Annotated in this window: 23 protein-coding genes, 1 tRNA gene and 1 pseudogene; 8 read left to right on the top strand and 17 right to left on the bottom strand. The window is 63.3% G+C overall.

Annotated elements, in window-relative coordinates; genetic code table 11:
• Position 1: 1 nt before the first annotated feature.
• From WDX12_RS11590 to WDX12_RS11555, 8 genes are all read right to left on the bottom strand, one after another.
• Positions 2-448, bottom strand: a complete 447-nt coding sequence (locus tag WDX12_RS11590) for a MaoC/PaaZ C-terminal domain-containing protein (RefSeq protein WP_434724958.1) — start codon at positions 446-448, stop codon at positions 2-4.
• Between the two features lie 8 nt (positions 449-456).
• On the bottom strand, positions 457-1,530 hold the full coding sequence (locus WDX12_RS11585; RefSeq protein WP_434724957.1) for a Gfo/Idh/MocA family protein: 1,074 nt from the start codon (positions 1,528-1,530) through the stop codon (positions 457-459).
• Positions 1,523-1,852, bottom strand: a complete 330-nt coding sequence (locus WDX12_RS11580; protein ID WP_320294241.1) for an L-rhamnose mutarotase — start codon at positions 1,850-1,852, stop codon at positions 1,523-1,525. The genes WDX12_RS11585 and WDX12_RS11580 overlap by 8 nt, the downstream gene beginning before the upstream one ends.
• Positions 1,853-1,862: 10 nt before the next feature.
• Complete coding sequence (locus tag WDX12_RS11575; protein ID WP_434724956.1) at positions 1,863-2,975, bottom strand: mandelate racemase/muconate lactonizing enzyme family protein; 1,113 nt, start codon at positions 2,973-2,975, stop codon at positions 1,863-1,865.
• A gap of 1 nt (position 2,976) precedes the next feature.
• Entirely contained in the window at positions 2,977-4,074 is a 1,098-nt protein-coding gene (locus WDX12_RS11570; RefSeq protein ID WP_434724955.1) for an ABC transporter ATP-binding protein, read from the bottom strand.
• 4 nt (positions 4,075-4,078) lie between these two features.
• Positions 4,079-4,945, bottom strand: coding sequence for a carbohydrate ABC transporter permease (locus WDX12_RS11565; protein ID WP_320294238.1), 867 nt, complete (start codon positions 4,943-4,945; stop codon positions 4,079-4,081).
• A gap of 2 nt (positions 4,946-4,947) precedes the next feature.
• A complete protein-coding gene (locus WDX12_RS11560; protein WP_320294237.1) occupies positions 4,948-5,844 on the bottom strand; it encodes a carbohydrate ABC transporter permease in 897 nt (298 codons plus the stop codon).
• Between the two features lie 121 nt (positions 5,845-5,965).
• Complete coding sequence (locus WDX12_RS11555) at positions 5,966-7,282, bottom strand: ABC transporter substrate-binding protein (protein WP_320294236.1); 1,317 nt, start codon at positions 7,280-7,282, stop codon at positions 5,966-5,968.
• A gap of 165 nt (positions 7,283-7,447) precedes the next feature.
• On the opposite strand from WDX12_RS11555, the gene WDX12_RS11550 reads away from it, so the two are divergent.
• Both WDX12_RS11550 and WDX12_RS11545 read left to right on the top strand, forming a co-directional pair.
• On the top strand, positions 7,448-8,236 hold the full coding sequence (locus tag WDX12_RS11550) for an IclR family transcriptional regulator (protein ID WP_320294235.1): 789 nt from the start codon (positions 7,448-7,450) through the stop codon (positions 8,234-8,236).
• A 65-nt stretch (positions 8,237-8,301) separates the two neighbouring features.
• The gene (locus WDX12_RS11545) at positions 8,302-9,141 is read left to right on the top strand and encodes an amidohydrolase family protein (RefSeq protein WP_434724954.1); all 840 of its coding nucleotides are present in this window, start codon (positions 8,302-8,304) and stop codon (positions 9,139-9,141) included.
• Here WDX12_RS11545 and WDX12_RS11540 read toward each other — a convergent pair.
• The 3 genes from WDX12_RS11540 to WDX12_RS11530 are packed head-to-tail and all read right to left on the bottom strand — an operon-like array spanning position 9,085 to position 11,996.
• Positions 9,085-10,266, bottom strand: coding sequence for an extracellular solute-binding protein (locus WDX12_RS11540; RefSeq protein ID WP_434725613.1), 1,182 nt, complete (start codon positions 10,264-10,266; stop codon positions 9,085-9,087). The genes WDX12_RS11545 and WDX12_RS11540 overlap by 57 nt on opposite strands.
• Positions 10,267-10,280: 14 nt before the next feature.
• Complete coding sequence (locus tag WDX12_RS11535; RefSeq protein WP_434724953.1) at positions 10,281-11,441, bottom strand: CaiB/BaiF CoA transferase family protein; 1,161 nt, start codon at positions 11,439-11,441, stop codon at positions 10,281-10,283.
• A gap of 3 nt (positions 11,442-11,444) precedes the next feature.
• Entirely contained in the window at positions 11,445-11,996 is a 552-nt protein-coding gene (locus WDX12_RS11530) for a MaoC family dehydratase (RefSeq protein ID WP_434724952.1), read from the bottom strand.
• 306 nt (positions 11,997-12,302) lie between these two features.
• Here WDX12_RS11530 and WDX12_RS11525 point away from each other — a divergent pair, with 306 nt between their 5' ends.
• On the top strand, positions 12,303-12,632 hold the full coding sequence (locus WDX12_RS11525; protein ID WP_434724951.1) for a beta-propeller fold lactonase family protein: 330 nt from the start codon (positions 12,303-12,305) through the stop codon (positions 12,630-12,632).
• A 13-nt stretch (positions 12,633-12,645) separates the two neighbouring features.
• Here the strand turns inward: WDX12_RS11525 and WDX12_RS11520 are convergent, their stop codons facing one another.
• Together WDX12_RS11520 and WDX12_RS11515 are read right to left on the bottom strand one after the other, a co-directional pair.
• A complete protein-coding gene (locus tag WDX12_RS11520) occupies positions 12,646-12,999 on the bottom strand; it encodes a hypothetical protein (RefSeq protein WP_320294230.1) in 354 nt (117 codons plus the stop codon).
• A 321-nt stretch (positions 13,000-13,320) separates the two neighbouring features.
• The gene (locus WDX12_RS11515; protein WP_434724950.1) at positions 13,321-13,605 is read right to left on the bottom strand and encodes a hypothetical protein; all 285 of its coding nucleotides are present in this window, start codon (positions 13,603-13,605) and stop codon (positions 13,321-13,323) included.
• 91 nt (positions 13,606-13,696) lie between these two features.
• Here WDX12_RS11515 and WDX12_RS11510 point away from each other — a divergent pair, with 91 nt between their 5' ends.
• Positions 13,697-14,239, top strand: a complete 543-nt coding sequence (locus WDX12_RS11510; protein ID WP_434724949.1) for a pentapeptide repeat-containing protein — start codon at positions 13,697-13,699, stop codon at positions 14,237-14,239.
• A gap of 253 nt (positions 14,240-14,492) precedes the next feature.
• Here WDX12_RS11510 and WDX12_RS11505 read toward each other — a convergent pair whose 3' ends face one another.
• The 3 genes from WDX12_RS11505 to WDX12_RS11495 all read right to left on the bottom strand — a co-directional run bounded on the left by WDX12_RS11505 (position 14,493) and on the right by WDX12_RS11495 (position 15,787).
• Positions 14,493-14,924 (bottom strand): hypothetical protein, encoded by a 432-nt coding sequence (locus WDX12_RS11505; RefSeq protein WP_434724948.1) that lies wholly within the window; start codon positions 14,922-14,924, stop codon positions 14,493-14,495.
• A 230-nt stretch (positions 14,925-15,154) separates the two neighbouring features.
• Positions 15,155-15,230 (bottom strand) — tRNA-Ala (locus WDX12_RS11500).
• Positions 15,231-15,391: 161 nt separating this feature from the next.
• Positions 15,392-15,787: a TIGR02300 family protein gene (locus WDX12_RS11495; protein ID WP_320294227.1), complete on the bottom strand. Its 396-nt coding sequence runs from the start codon at positions 15,785-15,787 to the stop codon at positions 15,392-15,394.
• A gap of 196 nt (positions 15,788-15,983) precedes the next feature.
• Here WDX12_RS11495 and aroA point away from each other — a divergent pair, with 196 nt between their 5' ends.
• The 4 genes and pseudogenes from aroA to rpsA all read left to right on the top strand — a co-directional run bounded on the left by aroA (position 15,984) and on the right by rpsA (position 20,191).
• Positions 15,984-17,342 carry a 3-phosphoshikimate 1-carboxyvinyltransferase gene (gene aroA / locus WDX12_RS11490; protein WP_434724947.1) on the top strand — a complete coding sequence of 453 codons (1,359 nt, stop codon included), beginning with the start codon at positions 15,984-15,986 and terminating at the stop codon, positions 17,340-17,342.
• Positions 17,339-17,569: pseudogene (locus WDX12_RS11485) on the top strand (DUF6881 domain-containing protein); the annotation flags it as partial. The gene aroA and the pseudogene WDX12_RS11485, both read left to right, overlap by 4 nt.
• 78 nt (positions 17,570-17,647) lie before the next feature.
• A complete protein-coding gene (cmk, locus tag WDX12_RS11480) occupies positions 17,648-18,298 on the top strand; it encodes a (d)CMP kinase (RefSeq protein ID WP_434725612.1) in 651 nt (216 codons plus the stop codon).
• A 195-nt stretch (positions 18,299-18,493) separates the two neighbouring features.
• Positions 18,494-20,191 carry a 30S ribosomal protein S1 gene (rpsA, locus tag WDX12_RS11475; protein WP_320294224.1) on the top strand — a complete coding sequence of 566 codons (1,698 nt, stop codon included), beginning with the start codon at positions 18,494-18,496 and terminating at the stop codon, positions 20,189-20,191.
• Positions 20,192-20,312: 121 nt separating this feature from the next.
• Here the strand turns inward: rpsA and WDX12_RS11470 are convergent, their stop codons facing one another.
• Positions 20,313-21,020: an SDR family NAD(P)-dependent oxidoreductase gene (locus WDX12_RS11470; protein WP_320294223.1), complete on the bottom strand. Its 708-nt coding sequence runs from the start codon at positions 21,018-21,020 to the stop codon at positions 20,313-20,315.
• Positions 21,021-21,190: the final 170 nt, after the last annotated feature.

Below are 21,190 nucleotides of genomic sequence, written 5' to 3'. Positions count from 1 at the left end.
TTCAGCCGGGCCGTCGCTCGACGATGTAGATGTGATCCGCCGCCAGCACGACCTCGTCGCGCTGGTTCAAAACCTCGACGCGTTCGATGACGCGCCCGGCATTTGGCCGTTTCGGGTCGTCCTCCTTGGCGGCGATGGTGGTGCGCGTGCGGATCGTGTCGCCGATGAAGACCGGCTTGATGAAGCGCAGCCGGTCGTAGCCGTAGGAGAAGGCGACCGGGTTGATCACGCTCGCGGTCAGCCCGACGCCGACCGAGAACACCAGCGTGCCATGCGCGATGCGCTGGCCGAAGGACGTCGTCTTCATGAACTCGGCGTCCATGTGATGCGGAAAGAAATCGCCGGTATGGCCGGCATGGACGATGAAATCGGTCTCGGTGATGGTGCGGCCGCTGGTGAGGCGGGATGAACCGATCAGGTAGTCCTCGAAATAGGTGGTCTGTTCCATGTCCTGCCTTACGGCTTTGCCGCCAGCGGCGTCGCCGGCGCCGCGCTCGATTTATAGGCGGCCTCGACCAGCGCCATGGTGTGCCAGGCGTCTTCGACGGAGCTGACGAGCTCGGCGTCTTCACCGGACGCGAAGCGCTGGACATTGGCCATGCGGCCGACAAAGGCATCGGGGAACCATTCGCCGGCGAGCGGAACGCTGATCCAATCGGACCCGCCCTTGGGATGGATCTCCAGGATGTCGGGCTCGCCGCGCGGATAATCGAGGTTGAGGCCGAGCTTGACATAGGCAGCACCCTCGGTGCCGCAGATGCGGAACTCGCAGGCCTGGTAGCGGCGCCCGAATTTGTGGTCGTGGTTGATCGACAGCCCGCAGCGCACCGTGTCGCCATAGTCGAGGATGGCGCTGGTGCGGGTCTGCGCGACCTTGTGGTTGGGATGGCCGAGCGTCTTGGCGTGCACGCCCAGCGGATTGCCGAGAAGCTGGCGGATCAGGTCGAGATAATGGATCGAATGCATGGCGATCTCGACGCGCGGCGCCTTGAGCAGGAATTCCCAGAGCTGCCACGGCGTGTCGAGCGCCAGAAGCGCGTCGAAGTCGACGACCTCGCCCAGCCAGCCCTTGGCAATCGCGTCCTTCAACGCCAGCATCATCGGCGCGAAGCGGAGCTGGAAATTCACGGCGGCCTTCAGTTGCTTGGCGCGGCAGATTTCGAGGATCTCGGTTGCCTCGCCGAGATAGTTGCCCATCGGCTTCTGGATCAGCGCCACCGCGCCATCCGGTAGAGCCTTCAGCACCTCGGCGTGGCGGCCGGGCGGCGTGGCGAGGTCGAAAATCGCGTCCTTCATCGCCGCAGCTTCCTCGACCGAACGGAACGCTGTCACGCCCCATGTCTCGGCAAGCTTTTGCGCCTTGGCCTGATCCGGATCGTAGAGGCCGGAAATCGGGAAGCCGCCCTTGCGGTAGGCGGGAAAATGCGCGTCGCCGACGATCGAGCCGGCGCCGAAGGTGACGATCGGGCGCGGCTTCGAGGGTTTCGGCCACGACTGCGCCAGCGATGCCGGATCGAAGGCATCAGTCATGATGGAAGACCTCGTCCATCGTCGCCCACCACTCGCCTTCCTTGCGCGTTTCCAGCGGCTCCTGGCAAGGCATGCAGACCGACCACCATTCCTGGGTCTTCGGGTCGGCGGCCATCTTGGCCATGTCGGCGGCGTAGTCGGTGCCGTCATATTCGAAATAGGAGAACAGGAGGTTCTCCGGCCGCTTCAGGTAGATCGAATAGTTCTTGATGTTGCAGGCCGAGATCATGGCGAGAACGTCCGGCCACACGGCTGCGTGGAGGCGGACATATTCCTCGACCTTCTCGGGCTTTAAGCCCAGCACCATTCCCATGCGCTGCATATCCGCCTCCCTATTTCACGATCGCCGTGGTGAATTCGGCGATGCTTCTTGCCTTCACGGCATCCCAGTCCCAGTCGATGCCGATGCCGGGTTCGCTGGGCGCCAGCGCATTGCCATTCTCGATGCGCATCTTGGCGCCCGTCAACTCGTCGAGCTGCGGAATATACTCGACATATTTGCCGTTCTGGATGGCGCAGACCAGACTGACATGCAGCTCCATCAGGAAATGCGGGCAGACCGGCATGTCGAAGGCCTCCGCCGCATGGGCGACTTTCAGCCAGGGCGTGATGCCGCCGATGCGGCCGACATCGACCTGGACAATGTTGCAGCCGCCCTTCTGCATATACTCGCGGAAATGCCTGATGGAATAGAGCGACTCGCCGACCGCGATCGGCGTGGCAGTCGAATTCGACAGGCGGACATGGCCGTCGATGTCATCGGCCGGCAGCGGCTCCTCGATCCAGGCGAGGTCGAGCTCGCGCAGCCGCTCGGCGCGGCGGATCGCCTCGTCGACGGAAAAGCCCTGGTTGCAGTCGGTCATGATCTCGTAGCCGTCGCCGACCGCGTTGCGCACCGCCGACAGCCTGGCGACGTCCTCGGAACCATGCGGCTTGCCGATCTTGACCTTCGAGCCGGTGAAGCCCTTGGCCTTCGCGGCAAGCGCGTCGTCAACCAGCGCCTGCGTCTCGATATGCAGCCAGCCGCCTTCGGTGGTGTAGAGCGGGCAGCGGTCCTTGGCGCCGCCGGCGAGTTTCCAGAGCGGCAGGTTCTGCTTCCTGGCGCGCAGATCCCAAAGCGCCGTGTCGATCGCGGCCAGCGCGATCGCCGTCATGGCGCCGATGGTGGTGGCGTGGGTGGCGAATTCGAGATCATGCCAGATCGCCTCGATCTGGTCGGCGTCGCGGCTAATCAGGCGCGGCGCGAGATGATCGGCCAAAAGCCGCATCACGGACGAGCCGCCGGTGCCGATCGTATAACTATAGCCGGTGCCCGATGCGCCGTCGGAATCGGTGATGGTGACGATCGGCGTTTCCTGGCTGACGAAGCTTTGGATGGCGTCCGTGCGCTTCACCTTCGGCACGAGGTCGACCATGCGCAGTTCGATTTTCTCGATTTTCGCCATGTCAGCTCCTCAGCGACTTGCCGGTTTCGGCGGAGAACAGATGCGCGCGGCTCAAGTCGAAGCTCATGCCGATCCTGTCGCCGGGTTTCAGCGGCTTCGGATTGAGCATGCGCGACACCCAGTCGGTGCCGTTGAACTCGGCGAAGACCAGCGTCTCGTTGCCGAGCGGCTCGGTGATGCTGACCGGCAGCTCGACGCGGTGGACTTCGGTTTCGCCGCCGGAGCTCAGGCCGTGGCCGGTCGGATAGAAATCATCGGGGCGGATGCCGAACACGACCTTGTCGCCGGCCGATGTCCTCGACTTGAACTGTCCAGGCAAAGGCAGGCTGTCGCCGCCGTTGAAGACAAGCTTGCCGTCGCTCACCGTCGCCTCGTGCAGGTTCATCGGCGGCGAGCCGATGAAGCCGGCGACGAAACGGGTCGCGGGCCGGCTGAACACCTCGTCCGGCGTGCCGACCTGTTCAATATAGCCTGAGCGCATGATGACGATGCGGTCGGCGAGCGTCATCGCCTCGACCTGGTCGTGGGTGACGTAGATGACCGTCGACTTCACCTTGGCGTGCAGCTTCTTGATCTCGGTGCGCATCTGCGTGCGCAGCTTGGCATCAAGGTTGGAGAGCGGCTCGTCGAACAGGAAGACATCGGGATCGCGCACGATGGCGCGGCCCATGGCGACGCGCTGGCGCTGGCCGCCGGAGAGCTGCGAGGGACGGCGCTCAAGCAGTTCGTCGAGACCGAGGATGGCGGAGGCTTCCGCCACGCGCCGGTCCATGTCGTCCTTTGCCGCGCCGGCGATCTTGAGCGAGAAGCCGAGATTCTCGCGCACCGTCATATGCGGGTAGAGCGCGTAGGACTGGAACACCATGGAGATGTTGCGCGAGCGCGGCGGCAGGTCGTTGACCATGCGCCCGCCAATGTCGATCTCGCCGCCGCTGATATCCTCGAGACCGGCGATCATGCGCAAGGTCGTCGACTTGCCACAGCCGGAGGGACCGACCAGCGCGATGAACTCGCGGTCGGCGATCTCGAGATCGATGCCATGCACGATTTGGGTGTTGCCGTAGCGCTTGGTGAGCTTTTTCAGCGAAACCGTTGCCATGAAGTCAACCTTTCACCGCGCCGGAGGTGAGACCGCCGACAAGGTGTTTCTGGACAATGTAGGTGAGGGTCAGCGCCGGGATGATCATCACCACGGCCAACGCGCACATGCCGCGCCAGTCGATGGTGAATTCGGCCGTGTAGTCGAGCAGCCCGACGGGCAGCGTCTTGGAATTGACGGAGCGGGTCAGCTGCGAGGCCAAGGCGAACTCGTTCCAGCAGGTGAGAAAGGCAAAGATGCCGGCGGAGGCGATGCCGGGCCGGGCCAGCGGGAATTCGACCTGCCAGAAGGCCTGCCAGCGCGTGCAGCCGTCGATCTGCGCGGCCTCGGCGAGGTCCTTCGGCACCTGGCGGAAGAAACCGTCGATCAGCCAGATGGTGAAAGGGATGTTCAACGCCACATAGGCGAGGATCATGCCGAAATGCGTGTCGATGATGCCGAGCCGCGCATAGACGAAGAACAGCGGCAGCGACATGGCGATGCCGGGCACGGTGCGCGTCAGCATCAGGCCGAGGAACATGCCGGACTTGCCGCGGAAGCGGTAGCGCGCGAAGGCGTAGCCGCCGGCCATGCCGATGGCCAGCGCGATCACCGTCGAGGAGACCGAGATGATCAGCGAGTTGCGGAAATAGTCGAGCACAGGAATGCCGCCCTTGCCGATGCCGCTGAACATGGCGATGTAGGCGTCGAAGGACAATTCTTGCGGGATCCACACCGGCGGCTTGGCCATGATCTCGACCGTGGGCCTCAGCGACGACAGCACGATCCAGATGCCCGGCAGGCAGATCAGGAGCATGGCGAGGAACAAGCCGACGCGGTGCGCGACGGTCAGCGCGCGGCGCATCAGGCGGGCGGAGGCGTTCTCGTCCATCGTCACCACTCCGCGCCGATCTGCGCACGCGCCGCGGCGAGCTTGTTGTAGAAGTAGACGGTGAAGGCGATCGAGAGCAGGATCGAGAAATAGGCCATGGCGTTGGCGAGACCCATGCGCGCGTCGCTGTAGGCAGTCCGCCCGATCAGCGTCCACAACAGCTCGGTGCGGCCGGCCGGGCCGCCATCAGTCATGATCTTGACGATGTCATAGGCGCGCGCCACGTCGAGCGAGCGGATCGTCATGGCGATGTAGGCAAAGGGCATGACGAACGGCCAGGTCACATAGCGGAAGGTCTGCCATGGCGTGCAGCCATCAACGCGCGCCGCCTCGATCGGCTCCTTGGGCATGGCGAGCAGCCCGGCCAGGATCAAGATGGCGAAGATCGAGGTCGACGACCAGATCTCGGCGATCGAGATGGCGATGAAGGCGAGATGGCTTTCGATCAGCCACGGGATGGCGTCCTGCGTGATGCCCAACGACTGCAGCGCATTGTTCACCAGGCCGATATTGTCGTTGAACATGAACTTGAACTGGAAACCGACCAGGATCGGCGAGAACATCATCGGAAACATCATCAGCGTGCGCAGGATGCGCTGGCCGCGCGTCGCCTTCTCGACCAGCATCGCCAGGCCGAGGCCGAGCAGCATTTCGAGGTTGAGCGCGACGGTGAGCAAAAGCACCGTCCGGCCGAAAGCGTACCAGAAGTCCGGGTTGCTCAGTATCGAGACGTAGTTCCTGAAGCCGATCAGCACGAAGAAGGTTTCGGGCCTGGTCAGGCGAAATGGCGTGAAGCTGGAATAGAGCGACAAAAGCAGCGGCACGAGCACCACCGCCGCCAACACGACGAAGGCCGGCAGCAGAAGCAGTATCGGCGCGGATGGCTTGAAGCCCTTCATCGGGACCCTGTGAGCGAAGTGAGATGACCAAGCCGCGGCCGAAACCGGGTAATGACATTTTGCGCAGGCTTGAGCGGCCGCCTCCCCGGTTTGCGGGGAGGCGGCCGCGGGGGGTGGAAGCTTAGAGCTTGCCGGCGTCCTGGAGGATCTGCGTTGCCTTGGCGGCAGCCTCATCGAGCGCCTGCTTCGACGTCTTGTCGCCGAGGATGGCGGCCTGCAGCTCAGGATAGACGGCGTTGGATATCTCGATCCATTCCGGCGTCTGCGGCACAGGGAAGGCGTTCTTGGCGGCTTCCTGGAAGGCCTGCAGCACTTCGGTCTTGTACGGATCGGACTTCGCCTGCTCGAGGTCCCACTCCCAAACCTTGGTGCGGGTGGGCAGCGGGCCGGCCGCGGCTTCCAGCTTCTGGCTGTCCTCATTGGTCAGCCACCAGACCAGGGAGGCGGCGGCTTCCTTGTTGGCGCAGTTCTCGGTCACCGAGAAGCCATGCGCGCCGGACCAGCCGGAACGCTTGCCGGACGAACCCTTGGGCTGGACCTTGACCCCGACATTGCCGGCGACCTTGGACGACTTCGGGTCGTTGAAGAAGCCGGCCCAGCCCGGCCAGTCGAGGTTGATCGCCACCGTGCCCGAAGCGAAGCCCTGGCCGAGATCGTCCCACAGATAATTGGTGGTGCCGGCCGGCACGGCCTTGGCCTTGTAGAGGTTGACGAACCAGTCGAGCGCCTTGACGCCGGCCTCGGAGTTGAAGGCGGGCTTGCCATCCTTGTCGAGATATTCGCCGCCGTCGGCGATCACCATCTCGTAGAAGCGGCCGTTGATCGCCTCTTCCTTGCCGGCATATTGCGTGCCGTAGAAATCGGGCGGGCTGGCGAAGAATTCGGCCTGCTGCGCCATCTCGTCGAACGTGTCCGGCGGCGCCAGCTCCTCGCCATATTTGTCCTTGTAGGCCTTCTTCTTGGCTTCGTCCTTATAAAGGCTCTTCTGATAGTAGAGCGCCGAGACGTCGAACTGGGCGCGTGGCAGCATCACCAGCTTGCCGTCCAGCGTGCCGGCGGCGACGTTGGCCGGGACGAAGGCATCGATCTCTTCCTTCGGCAACAGCTTGGCGAGATCGGTGTAGATGCCGGGATATTGCGGCGCGAACGAGGTGTGGTTGGAGCCGACGCACCAGGTGATCGAGTTGGAGGCGATGTCCGACTTGATCTCCTTGTCGAGATCGAAGTGGTTCTTCTTCGACAGGATGTTGACCTTGGCGCCGGTCAGCTTCTCCCACTCGGGAATGCGCTCGTAGAGTTTCTCATATTGCTGGCCGCCGATCAGCTTGGCGTCGATCGTCACGCCCGGATATTTGCCGGGCAGATCGGCCGCAAACGCCGTGCCGCTCAGCAGCAGGCCAGCCAGGCCGGCGGAAATGCCTAGAACCAGTCTCGTCATGTTCTCCTCCCAACAGCCTGCGGCGACGGCCCGCCGGATGCGCAGCCGATCGCTCAAGCTTCATTCATATGCAAATAGCATTTTCATTCCCGGGTCAAGCCGATTATGCTTTGAGCGAAATGAAGTTCATGCATATATGCAGATCGAAATTCACTGGAGGGGCAGGTGGCAGAGGAAGAAGATGGGGACCGCTACCGCGCGCCGGCGCTCGACAAGGGGCTGGATATCCTCGAACTGCTGTCGAGCGTGGATGGCGGGCTGACGCAGGCGGAGATCGCCAAGCGGCTCGACCGCAGCCCGAACGAATTCTACCGGATGCTCGACCGCCTGGTGCGGCGCGGCTATGTCACCAAGATCGACGGCGACCGCTATTCGCTGACGCTCAAGCTTTTCGGCCTCGCGCAACTGCACGCGCCGGTGCGCCGGCTGGTGTCCTACGCGACGCCGATCATGCGAGAACTGGCCGAAACATCATGGCAGGCCAACCAGTTGGTGGTGTTCGACCGCGGCGCCGCCGTGGTTATCGCGCAGCAGGAAGCGCCGCGTTACTGGGGCATATCGATCCGCGTCGGCTCGCATATCAGCCTGTTCGACACCGGATCCGGCCATGTGCTGCTCGCCTTCCGCTCGCCCGAAGAGCGCAAGATGATGATCGCCGAGCATCTGCAGAGCACCGAACAGTTCGCCCTGACGCCGGAGTTCTTCGCCCGCCTCGACCAGGTGCGCGACCGCGGTTACGAGATGATGGCGTCGCTGCAGACCGCCGGTGTCTACAATCTTTCGACGCCGGTGCTGGGGCCGGACGGCAGAGCCATCGCGGCGTTGACCATCCCCTATATCACCCTCGTCAACGCGCCCACGGCGCCCGATATCACGCTGACGATTCGTCATTTGCAGGACGCCGCTGCGAGGCTCTCGCAGCTCGCCGGATCCGATGTGCCGCAATCGCAGTAATTTCTTATTTGAATAATGAATTTTTAGGCGAGATAGTGCTTGGCGCAACGGGAGGAGACGCCGCCATGATCATCGACACGCATCTGCACCTCATCGACCAGAGCGCGCTTCGCTATCCGTGGCTGGCCGGTGTGCCGGCGCTGAACCGCGATTTCTCCTATGAGGAATATGCCGCCGACGCGCGGCGCTCAGGCATCGAAGCGGTGTTGCATATGGAGGTCGATGTCGACCCCGCCGACATCGCCGCCGAGACGGCTTATGTGAAGTCGGTCGCCGGTCGGGCAGGCAGCCTGCTTAGAGGCGCCATCGCCTCGTGCCGGCCCGAGGAGGCCGGTTTCGAGTCCTATCTGGAAACGGTCAAGGCCGAGCCCTTCGTCAAGGGTTTCCGCCGCGTGCTGCATGTCGTGCCCGACGATCTGTCGGAAGGGGCACTGTTTCGCCAGAACATCAAGCGGCTTGCCGGCACCGGCCTGACCTTCGACCTCGTGGTGCTGCCGCATCAGATCCCGAAGGCGATGGCGCTGGCCGACCTCGCGCCCGACGTCCAGTTCGTCCTCGACCATTGCGGCGTGCCCGACATCAAGGGCAATGCGGAGCATCCGTGGCGTGAGCATATGGAAGCCATCGCCAAGCGTCCGAATGTCGTCGGTAAAATCTCCGGCGTCGTCGCCTATACCGACCCGGCGACCTGGACGGTCGAGACGCTCAAGCCCTATGTCGAGCACGCGATCCAGTGTTTCGGCTGGGACCGGGTGATCTGGGGCAGCGACTGGCCGGTTTGCACGTTGGGCGGTGGGCTGACCACATGGGTTGCTGCTACCCATGCGCTGTTGGCCGGGGCAAGCGACTCAGAGCGGACCCGCCTGCTTTCGGGCAATGCGCGCCGGCTGTGGCGGCTGGTTTAACCCGGCGGCGGCCGGCGCGAAACTTTCCTTGAACGGGCGATTGATGTCGGCGACGACGCTCCTTGCGTCCTGCCTGCCGGCAAGGCCTTCATTGATGCGGTCCGAAGCCCGCTGCTGGAACGCCATGTAGCCGTCGTGGCGCGGGCGGACCCAGGCGCCTTCGAGCGTCGCGCGTGTGTCGCGATAGAAGTCGCCCGTCGCGGCGTTGACGGCATCGTCCTCCCAGGCCGCGGCATGACCGGGCTGGCCGCCAGCGGCGGCGTAAGGCCCGCGCTGCACGTCGCCGCTGGCGATCCAATAGGCGAAGTCGATTGCCGCCTCGCGCGCGGCGGAAAAGGCGGAGACGGCAATGCCGGTGCCGCCGAGCGCCGAGCCGACCGGGCTGGTGCCGCCGGCGACAGGCATGTCGGCAAAGGCGAGGCGGTGCGGCCGGAAACCCGCCACCGCATAGGGAACATAGCCGTAGATCAGCGGCGCGCAGGCGATGCGGGAATTGGCTTCCGCCATCCTTTCGAACACCGCGATCGGGTCCATGGTCAGGCATGCGGGATCGACAAGTGCCGCGATCTCGCACAGCATCTCGAAGGCGGTTTCGCCAGTCTCGCCATCGACAAGGTCAGCCGACCCGTCGACCACGCAAGGCCGGCCGAGATCGGCGGCAAGGGTATAGAAGCACATCAGCGAATGCGGTGGCCGGAGCGGCAAGAGCACGCGGCCCTGCTCGGCAAGCGCCAGCACTTCGGTCCAGATCGCCGGCGCGGCTTCGATCAGATCGGGCCGCCAGGCCTGCACCTGGGTGGCGGCATCGATCGGGAAAGCCCATTGCCGACCCTGCCAGGTGTAGCTCGGATAGGACCGGCCGACGCTTGCCCGCGCGAGTGCATTGCGGTCCGCCTCGCGTCCCGGCACATCGAGCGGCGCCAGACATTTTTCGGCGGTGATCTGGCCGACATGCGGATGGTCGATGACGATCAGATCATAGGCGCGGGCGAGCTCTTCCACCGGGAAGGACTCGAAATCCTGCAGCGAGCGTTTTTCCCAGTCGATCGAGATGCCGGTCTTTTCCTTCCACAGCGCCGAGCACGCCACCATCGGGTCGTAGCCGCGCGGATGGCTCCAGGTCATGCCTTTCAACCGGATCACAGGCCGAACTCCGCACGGATCCTGTCGCTGTGCTCGCCGATGCGGGGGGCAGCGCGATCCACCCTGGCGCGCGCGCCGTCGACGCGCAGCGGCGTGCGGGTGGTGAGGATCGAGACGTTGTCCTCGCGCGTCACGGTCTGCAGCATGTCGAGCGTCGTGAAGCCGTCGCTTTGCATCAGTTCCGGCCAGGTCAGCACCTTGGCGCACCAGACATCGGCGGGTTCGAGAATGGCCAGCCATTCGTCGATGGTTTTCCCGGCTATACGCCTGGCTATGATCGCCTTGATTTCGTCGCGGGCGGTGAACCAGGTCGCGGGCTTGTCGCGGAACGGGTCGAGCTCGGGCAATTCGAGCAGGTCGGCGATCTTCGGGATCGGCGTCATGGCAATAGCCAGATAGCCGTCCTTGGCCGGATAGACGCCGTAAGGCGCCGAGAGATAGGCATGCGCGCTGCGGAAGGACGAGCGCTTCGGCAGGCGGCGACCGTCATTGAGATGCGTGGTCAGCACCTCGAACTGGAAATCGACCAGCGCCTCGAGCAGGCTGGTCTCGACGTGACCGCCCAGACCGGTGATGCCGCGCCGCACCAGCTTGGCGAGGATGCCTTGGGCGCACGCCGCGCCCGCCAGCATGTCGGCGATGGCCAGGCCGAACGGCACCGGCCCCTGCCCTTCGTCGCCATTCAGCCACATCACGCCGGAACGAGCCTGGGCGAGCAGATCCTGCCCCGGGCGCTTGACCCAGGGACCGTCCTCGCCATAGCCGCTGATCGAGGCATAGACGAGCCGGGGGTTGATCGTTCTCACATGCTCATAGTCGAGGCCGAGCCGCTCGATCACGCCCGGCCTGAAGTTCTGGATGAGCACGTCGGCCTTGGCGATCAGCGCGCACAGCATGGCGAGGTCGGCCTCGTTCTTGAGGTCGACGGCCAGGCTCTCCTTGCCGCGGTTGATGGCGTGGAAAATTGTCGAATCGCCGCCGATCTCGGTGTCGCTGAGATAGAGCCGGCGCGACAGGTCGCCGCCGTCGGGCCGCTCGATCTTGATGACGCGAGCCCCGAGATCGAGCAGGCGCAGCGAACAATAGGGACCCGACAGGAACTGGCTCATGTCGACGACGACGAGGCCGGTAAGCGGAAGTTCGTTTTCAGCGGCCACGGTTCACTTCTCTGTCTTGCCGACGAAATCGGCCGGGTTCTTGTATTTCACCGTCTGCAGATGCTCGCAGTAGAGCACCAGCTCTCCTTCACCCTTGAAGACTTCATAGCTGGCGCGGATCAGGCCCATGTCCTGGTAGCGCGGCTTTTTGTCGAGGTTGGTGCGGATCGAGTAGATGGTGTCGCCGATGAAGACCGGCTTGATGAAGCGCAGCTTGTCGTAGCCATAGGAAAAGGCGTTGATGCAATTGGTGGCGACCAGCCCGAGCCCGGCCGAGAACACGAAGGCGCCGGCCACCAGCCGCCTGCCGAAGATGCCTTCCTTCCCGGCGAACATCTGGTCCTGCACGTAAGGATGGATATCCAGCACCAGCGCATTGAACATATGGCTTTCGCCCTCGGCGATGGTGCGGCGGAGCGAGCGGATTTTGTGGCCGACCTGCCAGTCCTCGTAGAACCAGTTTTCCGAATTCCAGACAGGGATGTCGGCATGCGCCTCGGGCATGTCGACGGGGTGCGTCGAGGCGACACCGACAGTCGGCGAGAATGCGCTCATGCCTCGCTCCGAGACGTTCCCGCGCGGCCTGCCAAGCGGTCCCGGCCAGGATGCCGGATGGCGAGATGCATGATCGCTTTCCTCCCGTCAATTTTCTTTTGTGAATAATATTTTCACATATGGGATTACCTTGCAAGCGACGATCGGCGAAATTTTTGACGGCCGGCGCAGGCGGAGGGGCCGCCGGCCCTGAGCAGGCAGTCGCGGACAAGCCCACAAATGCCTGCTCAGGGATTGTTGTTTTTCGCAGGTTCTCTTCGCAAACCCGTGGGACACTTTTGCGGAACCTGCTTAGGAGGAAGATCGATGCAAAGCGCCTGTCCTGTCTTTGTCGGCAGCCTCAACCGCGAGGCGCCCTATTTCCAGGGCGCGCGGGGCGTCGGCCTCGGCGTCTACGCTTTCGGCGAGGCGACGCTTGCCGTGCAAAAGCTTGCCGAGACCGACGAGGTCGACAACCCGACCTTCCTGTCGGTGACGCCATCGGGCAGGCATCTGTTTTCGGCCAACCAGAACGCCGACCGCATCTCGATCTTCGCCCGCGACGAGACGAGCGGCCGGCTGACCGACACCGGCCGTGCCATCGAGATCGGAACGCCGATGTGCGTGCGGATCACGCGGGACCCGCTTCGATCTTAACAGCCAAGCTTGCTTACTGGCTGACCCGGGCGAACGAGCCTGTATAGGTCTGCCCCGCCAAGGCATAGGTAACGTTGAGCGTTCCTGGCGACGGCATCGTGGCGGTGATGTCGGCGCCGTTCGGCAGGCGCCCGAGTTTCAACGTGTTGCCGGAAATCCTGCCGGAGCCGTCGGCGACGCCTGGCTTGTTGTCGGCCAGGTTGCCCCATGCGTAGCTGGCCGTCACCTGCCCGCCCGAGGACACGGTCAGGACCGCCAGCTTGCCGTCATACATGCCGTTGAGCTGCCCGGCCCATATGCCGGAGAACGCGGCGTATTTGGCCGGTACGCCCTTGCCGGGCGGAACAACCGCGACCGTTTGATCCAACGCCGCCGAATTCGACAAAGCCGGAGCTTGAGCAGCAATGGCGGCCGGAGCTGGTTGCGGGTCGGCAACAGGTTGCGAGTTAGCAACAGGCTGTGTGTCCGGAGTGGATTGGCAGGCAACAAGAGCGGCCGCGATGCAAAGCATCGGCAAGAGATTGTTTGGTCGCGCAAGCAATCCGGATCGAACCCATCCCCGCGCCAGTTTCCCATCCAGAACCGGAATTCTCATAAGCATCCCTCTGACAGGAAGCCCCTTAGCCTAGTTGCCGCTGCCGGCATAGGGATTTCCTCGGGCGCTATCGTTCGTACCCCAAGCGAACAATCAGGCGAGCAGGTCGTCGCCGCCAAACCCGCCGGATTTCGAGATATCGCGGTCCGCCCCAAGCGCCCGCGACAGCGCCGTTCTCCCCATCCACGGTGCTGTTTTGTCTCCGATCACCAAGACGCCAGCCCCGTTCGGCCGTCGTTCGTCCGCCCTATGGAGCCCGAGCTTGTCGAACAGCCGCCGAAGGGTGGTGAATGGGGCCATGAGGTCAAGTTCGACGGCTACCGGACCCAAGTCATCAAGGACGCTGACGGCATTACCAAGAACGGCTTCGACTGCCATGGACAACGCTCGTAATAGAGCACAAGGTGTCAACATATTAGCATCTCCGCATTTATTGACGCCGTCTCCCCGCTGAAAGAGGGATAAAATGATGTCCTCGTGGCTTGCAAAATCCGGTGGGGCTTTGGCCCTTCTCGAAATGTGCCTGTTGGATGCACATGCCTTCGATCAAAACTCCATCGCTTTGCTCAAGACCAACAAATCGTGCCCAGACTGCGATTTGTCCGAGGCACTGTTGGAGAATGTTTATCTGCCGGGAGCAATCCTGACGAATGCAAACCTGACGGACGCCCACTTGAAGGGAGCGAACCTTGGCTTTGTGAATTTCAAGGGCGCAAGGCTGACAGGTGCCGATCTGTCCGGAGTTGTCCTGACAAACGCACTCTTTTCCGATGCCGACCTGTCCAACGCAAATCTGTCGAATGCCTCGCTGCACGGCGCGGACCTCACGGGAGCGAACCTGACAGGCGCCAATCTTCGCGAGGCCCACCTCGAATTTGTGAAATTCAAGGGCGCCAACCTCAATAAAGCCGACCTTACCGGCGGGATGAACGCAGACGCAACTTTGTTGGCCGAGGCGAAACTTTGCGCCACAATTATGCCTGATGGCCACAAGGACAACAGCGGTTGTTAACCGAATTGCCTTGCGATCTCGGAAGGCCCAAGACGCCGAAGGGCCCGGTCTCAAATCAGCGCGGTCGCGCGTACGACAAGGATTGGCCCATCACCTGAGGGTCGCCCGAGAAACGTCGGCGATGTGATTGGCTGCGCTTTCCAGATCGGCTGCGATGTCATGACGGATCATGCCGCACTACCTGACACGGAAGAGAGCCTATGAGGCTTCCAACAACTCCCAAGCCCCACGAACGGGAAACCCTTTGGCGTACCTAGCTTCCCTTAGCGGCGGCCTCGATCTGCTTCGCAATGAAGCTGCGGAACCTTTCATCCGACATGTCAGCTATGTTCCCCACGCTTTCCGCCACCACACCTGGCGCAGACACCGAGACCTCTCCACTTACCGCAACGCTGATAGTGAACGTCCTGCCGGCGGGGGCCTGCACCTCTGCGTTCCGGTAAATTTGAAACCGCACGGTTGGCGCTAACGCTTCGTCTTGGCGGAGCGGCTCTGTGTCTACGTCGACCGTTACGTCTTCTGCTACCTCGGCCTTCGCCGCCTCCAGCGCAGCAACCGCAACGTCGTTTAGCCAAGCCCTGGCCTGTGCGCCAAAGTCCACTGGAGCAACTTGCTCTTTCGCAGGGGCGCTTTGACGACCGTCCGCTTGCTTGCCCCGTTCAAGGGCTTCTGTGAATTTCGACATCTAAGCGCCTCCGATTGGTCAACAACGAGCCGGCACTAGGGTGGCCATGGCTCCTCCAATCGATACAACGCCTACAAGCGGCGGACGTTGCGCGGTGGGAACAGAACCGCAACTTCCCGGCCCATAGGGCACAGGAGCCGGCCTACTCTCCCAAAGGCGTCAGAAGTAAGGATCAGGGGGTCATTTCCGACCCTTCTAAGTATTTGATTTTATTAACGTAGAGGACTGTTTGGTGGAGCCAATCGGAATCGAACCGACGACCTCTTGAATGCCATTCAAGCGCTCTCCCAACTGAGCTATGGCCCCACTCCCGGCAGTCGGCCGGCGCCGTTTCCGGCGAAGAGATCCGGCGCGGTTGGGAACCGCGCCGTCGTTTAGTGCTGGCGGCTTCTAGCGCCGCCTTCGGTCAAGATCAAGCCTTCAAAGGCCGCTTTTTCATCACAGGCCAAAATGGCCGGCAAACGAAATCAGACTTCGTCATCGTCGTCGCCGACGCCGATCATATCGGCGACGTCGTCGTCCTCTTCTTCTTCGTCGGCAAGGAAGGTGTCGTCCTCATCGTCGCCGAGATCGACATCTTCTTCATCATCGCCAAGATCGGGAAGATCGTCGCCGCCGCCCTTGGCCTCGTCGTCGGCCTCCTCGAGCGAGACGACTTCGGCACCGTCCTCTTCCTCGGCGTCTACTTCCTTCTCGGCGACTTCCTCATCCTCCTCGAGGGCGGAAATCTTGCCCTCGTCGAAATAGGAGCGCGGATAGCTCTTGCCGGTATAGGGCGAGACGATCGGATCCTTGTTGAGATCGTAGAATTTCCGACCCGTTTCGGGGTCGACACGCTTGGTGCCAAGTTCAGCTTTTGCCACAGCAGGCCTCGTCAATAAAAGAGTGGACCCCATAACCGCAGTTTTGAGCGCTGTCAAAGCCAAAAGCCGGCATTGTAAAATGCTCGTATTCGAAGGCCTCGCACAAGGGGATGACCATTGCAACGCACCGTGATACGAGACCGCCGCACCATGACGAACCGAGCCGGCCAGCCGGCATTTCATTTGGAAGACAAGGATGTCTCACTCCGCCGCCGCTAAGCCAGCCACGGCCCGCAAATCACCTGCCCTTGCCGGCACCGCGCGTGTGCCGGGCGACAAATCGATCTCGCACCGCTCCTTCATGTTCGGCGGCCTTGCCTCCGGCGAAACCCGCATCACCGGCCTGCTCGAGGGCGAGGACGTGATGCGAACGGGCGCCGCCATGAAGGCGATGGGCGCGCATATCGAAAAGAACGGCGCCGAATGGGTGATCCGCGGCACCGGCAACGGCGCGTTGCTGCAGCCCGAAGGTCCGCTCGACTTCGGCAATGCCGGCACCGGCTCGCGCCTCACCATGGGCCTCGTCGGCACCTATGACATGGAGACGACCTTCATCGGCGATGCCTCGCTTTCCGGCCGGCCGATGGGCCGCGTGCTCGACCCGCTGCGCCAGATGGGCGTGCAGGTGCTGAAGGCAGCACCTGGCGACCGCATGCCGATCACGCTGCACGGCCCGAAGCATGCCGCGCCCATCACCTATCGCGTGCCGATGGCGTCGGCCCAGGTGAAGTCGGCGGTGCTGCTTGCCGGCCTCAACACGCCGGGCATCACGACGGTGATCGAACCGGTGATGACGCGCGACCATACCGAAAAGATGCTGAAAGGTTTTGGCGCCAATTTGACCGTCGAGACCGACGAGCGCGGCGTGCGCCATATCTTCATCGAAGGCCAGGGCAAGCTCACCGGGCAGACGATCGCCGTGCCGGGCGATCCTTCCTCGGCCGGCTTCCCGCTGGTGGCGGCGCTGATCGTGCCGGGCTCGGACATCGTGATCGAGAATGTGCTGATGAACCCGACCCGCACCGGGCTGCTCCTGACGCTGCAGGAAATGGGCGGGCGCATCGACATCCTCAACCCGCGCAATGCCGGCGGCGAGGACGTGGCGGACCTGCGCGTGCGCTCGTCGGAACTGAAAGGCGTGGTGGTGCCGCCCGAGCGCGCGCCGTCGATGATCGACGAATATCCGGTGCTGGCCGTGGCCGCGAGCTTCGCCGAAGGCGAGACGCTGATGCAGGGGCTGGAGGAATTGCGCGTCAAGGAATCCGACCGGCTGTCAGCGGTGGCCACCGGGTTGAAGCTCAACGGCGTCGACTGCACCGAGGGCGAGGCCTCGCTCGCCGTGCGCGGCGGGCCCGGCGGTAAGGGGCTGGGCGCCCATCCCAATGGACCGGATACGGCGGTGAAGACACATCTCGACCACCGCATCGCCATGAGCTTCCTGGTGATGGGGCTGGCGACAGAAAAGCCAGTGACCATCGACGACGCCAATATGATTGCCACGAGCTTTCCGGAGTTCATGGGGCTGATGAAGGGACTGGGCGCGGAGATCGAGTGAGATACGTTTACGTTCATTGGCAACATGACATTGCAGAGGAGCCGTCCCACCTCTGGTATGAAATCGCCGATGACAATTTTCAGAACCGGACCATAGAGTTCTATGCCGATGGCTCAGTGGGTTTTGCTATTCGCGGCGCCACGCTTGATGGGTCGGAGGATATTGAGGTTGGCGGGACAGGGAATTCGACAGAAGGCTTCCCCGATCTCGCAGAGATCAATTCGGACAGCCAATTCAGGGCCTCGGAAGTTACAGCGGCTGAATTCGAGCGCCGGTGGGATGAAGCGCTTGTAGCGAGGGTTCGAATGACGACCGGCCTCACCATCGCCATCGACGGCCCCGCGGGCGCCGGCAAGGGCACGCTCGCCCGCCGGCTCGCCGACCATTACCGGCTGAACCTGCTCGACACCGGCCTCACCTACCGCGCGGTGGCGCACAAGCTGCTGGAACTCGGCCTGCCGCTCGACAATGTCTCGGCGGCGGAAACCGCGGCGCGGCAGGTGAACCTGTCAAACCTCGACCGCACGGTGCTGTCGGCGCATGCTGTGGGCGAGGCGGCCTCGAAGGTCGCGGTCATTCCCACGGTGCGGCGCATCCTGGTCGAGAAGCAGCGCGCCTTCGCCAAGGCGCCGCCGGGCGCCGTGCTCGACGGCCGCGACATCGGCACGGTCGTGTGCCCCGATGCCGACATCAAGCTCTATGTCACGGCAAGCGCCGAGGTACGCGCCAGGCGCCGTCTGGCCGAGATCGAGAGCATGGGCGGCAGCGCCGATTTCGCGACGATCCTCGCCGATATCGAGCGCCGCGACGAGCGCGACATGGGCCGCGCCGACTCGCCGCTGAAGCCGGCGGCGGACGCGCACTTGCTTGATACCAGCGAAATGGCTATAGAAGCCGCGTTTCTGGCGGCGATGGCCATCGTTGACGAGGTCCTTGCCAAGAGAAACAAGGCCTGACTAAGGGTTTTCGGTTGCCGTCGGCGGCTAAAATCCCCATATCGGGCACGAACCAGCCTGCCAGCATTCTTCATGCGCCGGACTTGCCGCCTGAACAGCGGCCAAGGGCTCTTCAGCCCGGAACGCCGGCAGGCTCACGCAACGCTAACCCACGGCGCCCGCTCCGCCAGCGCGCGGAGCATTCCAGGAGAAACAATGTCAGTAGCTAATCCGTCTCGCGACGATTTCGCGAGCATGCTCGAAGAATCATTCACCGCCGGCCATTCCGGCGAGGGCCAGGTTGTCCGGGGCACGATCACCGCGATCGAAAAGGACATGGCCATCATCGACGTCGGCCTCAAGGTCGAAGGCCGCGTGCCGCTGAAGGAATTCGGCGCCAAGGGCAAGGAGTCCTCCCTCAAGGTCGGCGACACCGTCGAGGTCTATGTCGAGCGCATCGAGAACGCGCTTGGCGAAGCCATGCTGTCGCGCGAGAAGGCTCGTCGCGAGGAGAGCTGGGTGCGCCTCGAAGAGAAGTTCACCAAGGGTGAGCGCGTCGAAGGCGTCATCTTCAACCAGGTCAAGGGCGGCTTCACCGTCGACCTCGACGGCGCCGTGGCGTTCCTGCCGCGCAGCCAGGTCGATATCCGCCCGATCCGCGACGTCACCCCGCTGATGCACAACCCGCAGCCTTTCGAGATCCTCAAGATGGATCGCCGTCGCGGCAACATCGTTGTGTCGCGCCGCACCGTGCTCGAGGAGAGCCGCGCCGAACAGCGTTCGGAAATCGTGCAGAATCTCGAGGAAGGCCAGGTGGTCGAAGGCGTCGTCAAGAACATCACCGATTACGGTGCGTTCGTCGACCTCGGCGGCATCGACGGCCTGCTGCATGTCACCGACATGGCATGGCGTCGTGTCAACCATCCGACCGAGATCCTCAACATCGGCCAGACGGTCAAGGTGCAGATCATCCGCATCAACCAGGAAACCCACCGCATCTCGCTCGGCATGAAGCAGCTCGAGTCGGATCCGTGGTCGGACATCGGCACCAAGTTCCCGATCGGCAAGAAGATCAAGGGCACCGTCACCAACATCACCGACTACGGCGCGTTCGTCGAGCTGGAGCCGGGCATCGAGGGCCTCATCCACGTTTCGGAAATGTCGTGGACGAAGAAGAACGTGCACCCCGGCAAAATCCTGTCGACGACGCAGGAAGTCGACGTGGTGGTGCTCGAGGTCGATCCGGCCAAGCGCCGTATCTCGCTCGGCCTCAAGCAGACGCTGGAAAACCCGTGGCAGGCTTTTGCCTCGAGCCATCCGGTCGGCAGCCAGGTCGAGGGCGAGGTCAAGAACAAGACCGAGTTCGGCCTGTTCATCGGCCTGGACGGCGACGTGGACGGCATGGTCCACCTTTCCGACCTCGACTGGACCCGTCCGGGCGAGCAGGTCATCGAAGAGTACAATCGCGGCGACATGGTCAAGGCGCAGGTGCTCGACGTCGACATCGAGAAGGAGCGCATCTCGCTCGGCATCAAGCAGCTGGCCCGTGACTCGGTCGGCGAAGCGGCCAACAGCGGCGAACTGCGCAAGAACGCCGTCGTCACCTGCGAGGTCATCGGCGTGAAGGATGGCGGTCTGGACGTGCGGCTGGTCGACAGCGGCATCGAGACCTTCATCAAGCGTTCCGATCTTTCGCGCGACCGCGACGAGCAGCGCCCCGAGCGCTTCACCGTCGGCCAGAAGGTCGACGCCCGCGTCATCGCCTTCGACAAGAAGACCCGCAAGCTGCAGGTCTCGATCAAGGCGCTGGAAATCGCCGAGGAGAAGGAAGCGGTCGCCCAGTACGGCTCGACCGACTCCGGCGCCTCGCTGGGCGATATCCTGGGCGCGGCGCTGAAGAAGCAGGGCAACTAGAGCATTCCAGGAAAACCGCTACGCGGTTTTCCGTCCTGAATTGCGTAAGCCCTTCCCGTCGAATAACAAAACCCCGCCGGATCGCTCCGGCGGGGTTTTTCTTTGTCGGATATCCGTGCGGTCAGGCGCGGCCGTAGAGCGGGACCAGCGTGCCGCTCATGGCCTGGTTTGCGGGCGAGGCCAGGTAAGCGATCGCTTCCGCCGCGGCTTCGAGGCTGACCCATTTGGCGAAATCGGCGTCGGGCATATCGGCGCGGTTGGCGGGCGTGTCGAGCGTCGAGGGCGCCACGGCGTTGACCAGGATGCCCTTGTGCTTCAACTCCTCGGCCATGGCCACCGTCATCGCCGCGACCGCCGCCTTGCTCGCGGCATAGGCGACCATGCCGGAGCCGCGCCTCGGCTCCAGCCCGGCGCGCGCGGTGACATTGACGATACGGCCGGCCGTATTGGACGACAACATCGAGCGCACAGCGGCGCGGCTGCACAGGAAGGCTGTGCGGGCGTTGGTGTCCATCATCTCGGCGAAGGAGGCCGACTCGATCTTTTCGACCGGCGCCATGGTGAAGCCGCCGGCAAGGTGGATAGAGGCCCAGAGCTCCGGGACCTGATGGTAGAAGGCTTCGACCTTGGCCGAATCCGACAGGTCGACATTATGCGCCAGATGCACGCTGGCGTGAGCTGCGTAAGGAAAATGCGGCGGGGCCGCCGCGTGGGCATTGGGCACGTGGCAGATCGCGCCTTGCTCCAGCAATCTGCCGACAACCGCGCCGCCGAGCGCCCCAGTGCCGCCCGTCACCACGACATGCCTGCCATTCAGCGTTTCCGTCATACTTCGACCGCTCCTGTCACTTTTTATGATTTCTTTTGGTTATGCCGCCCCAGATTGGAACGTCGCGCCTTTCGCGTCGTCACTCAATTGAAATATCGACATGGCAGGCGCCGCGTCTTTGCATGCGTCGAACCATGGCAGGCGGCATCGATTTGCCGGCGCTGCAATGG

The sequence above is a fragment of the Mesorhizobium sp. RIZ17 genome, assembly GCF_051127865.1.
Taxonomy (GTDB): domain Bacteria; phylum Pseudomonadota; class Alphaproteobacteria; order Rhizobiales; family Rhizobiaceae; genus Mesorhizobium; species Mesorhizobium humile.
This window is presented reverse-complemented; position numbering and strand designations above follow the sequence as displayed.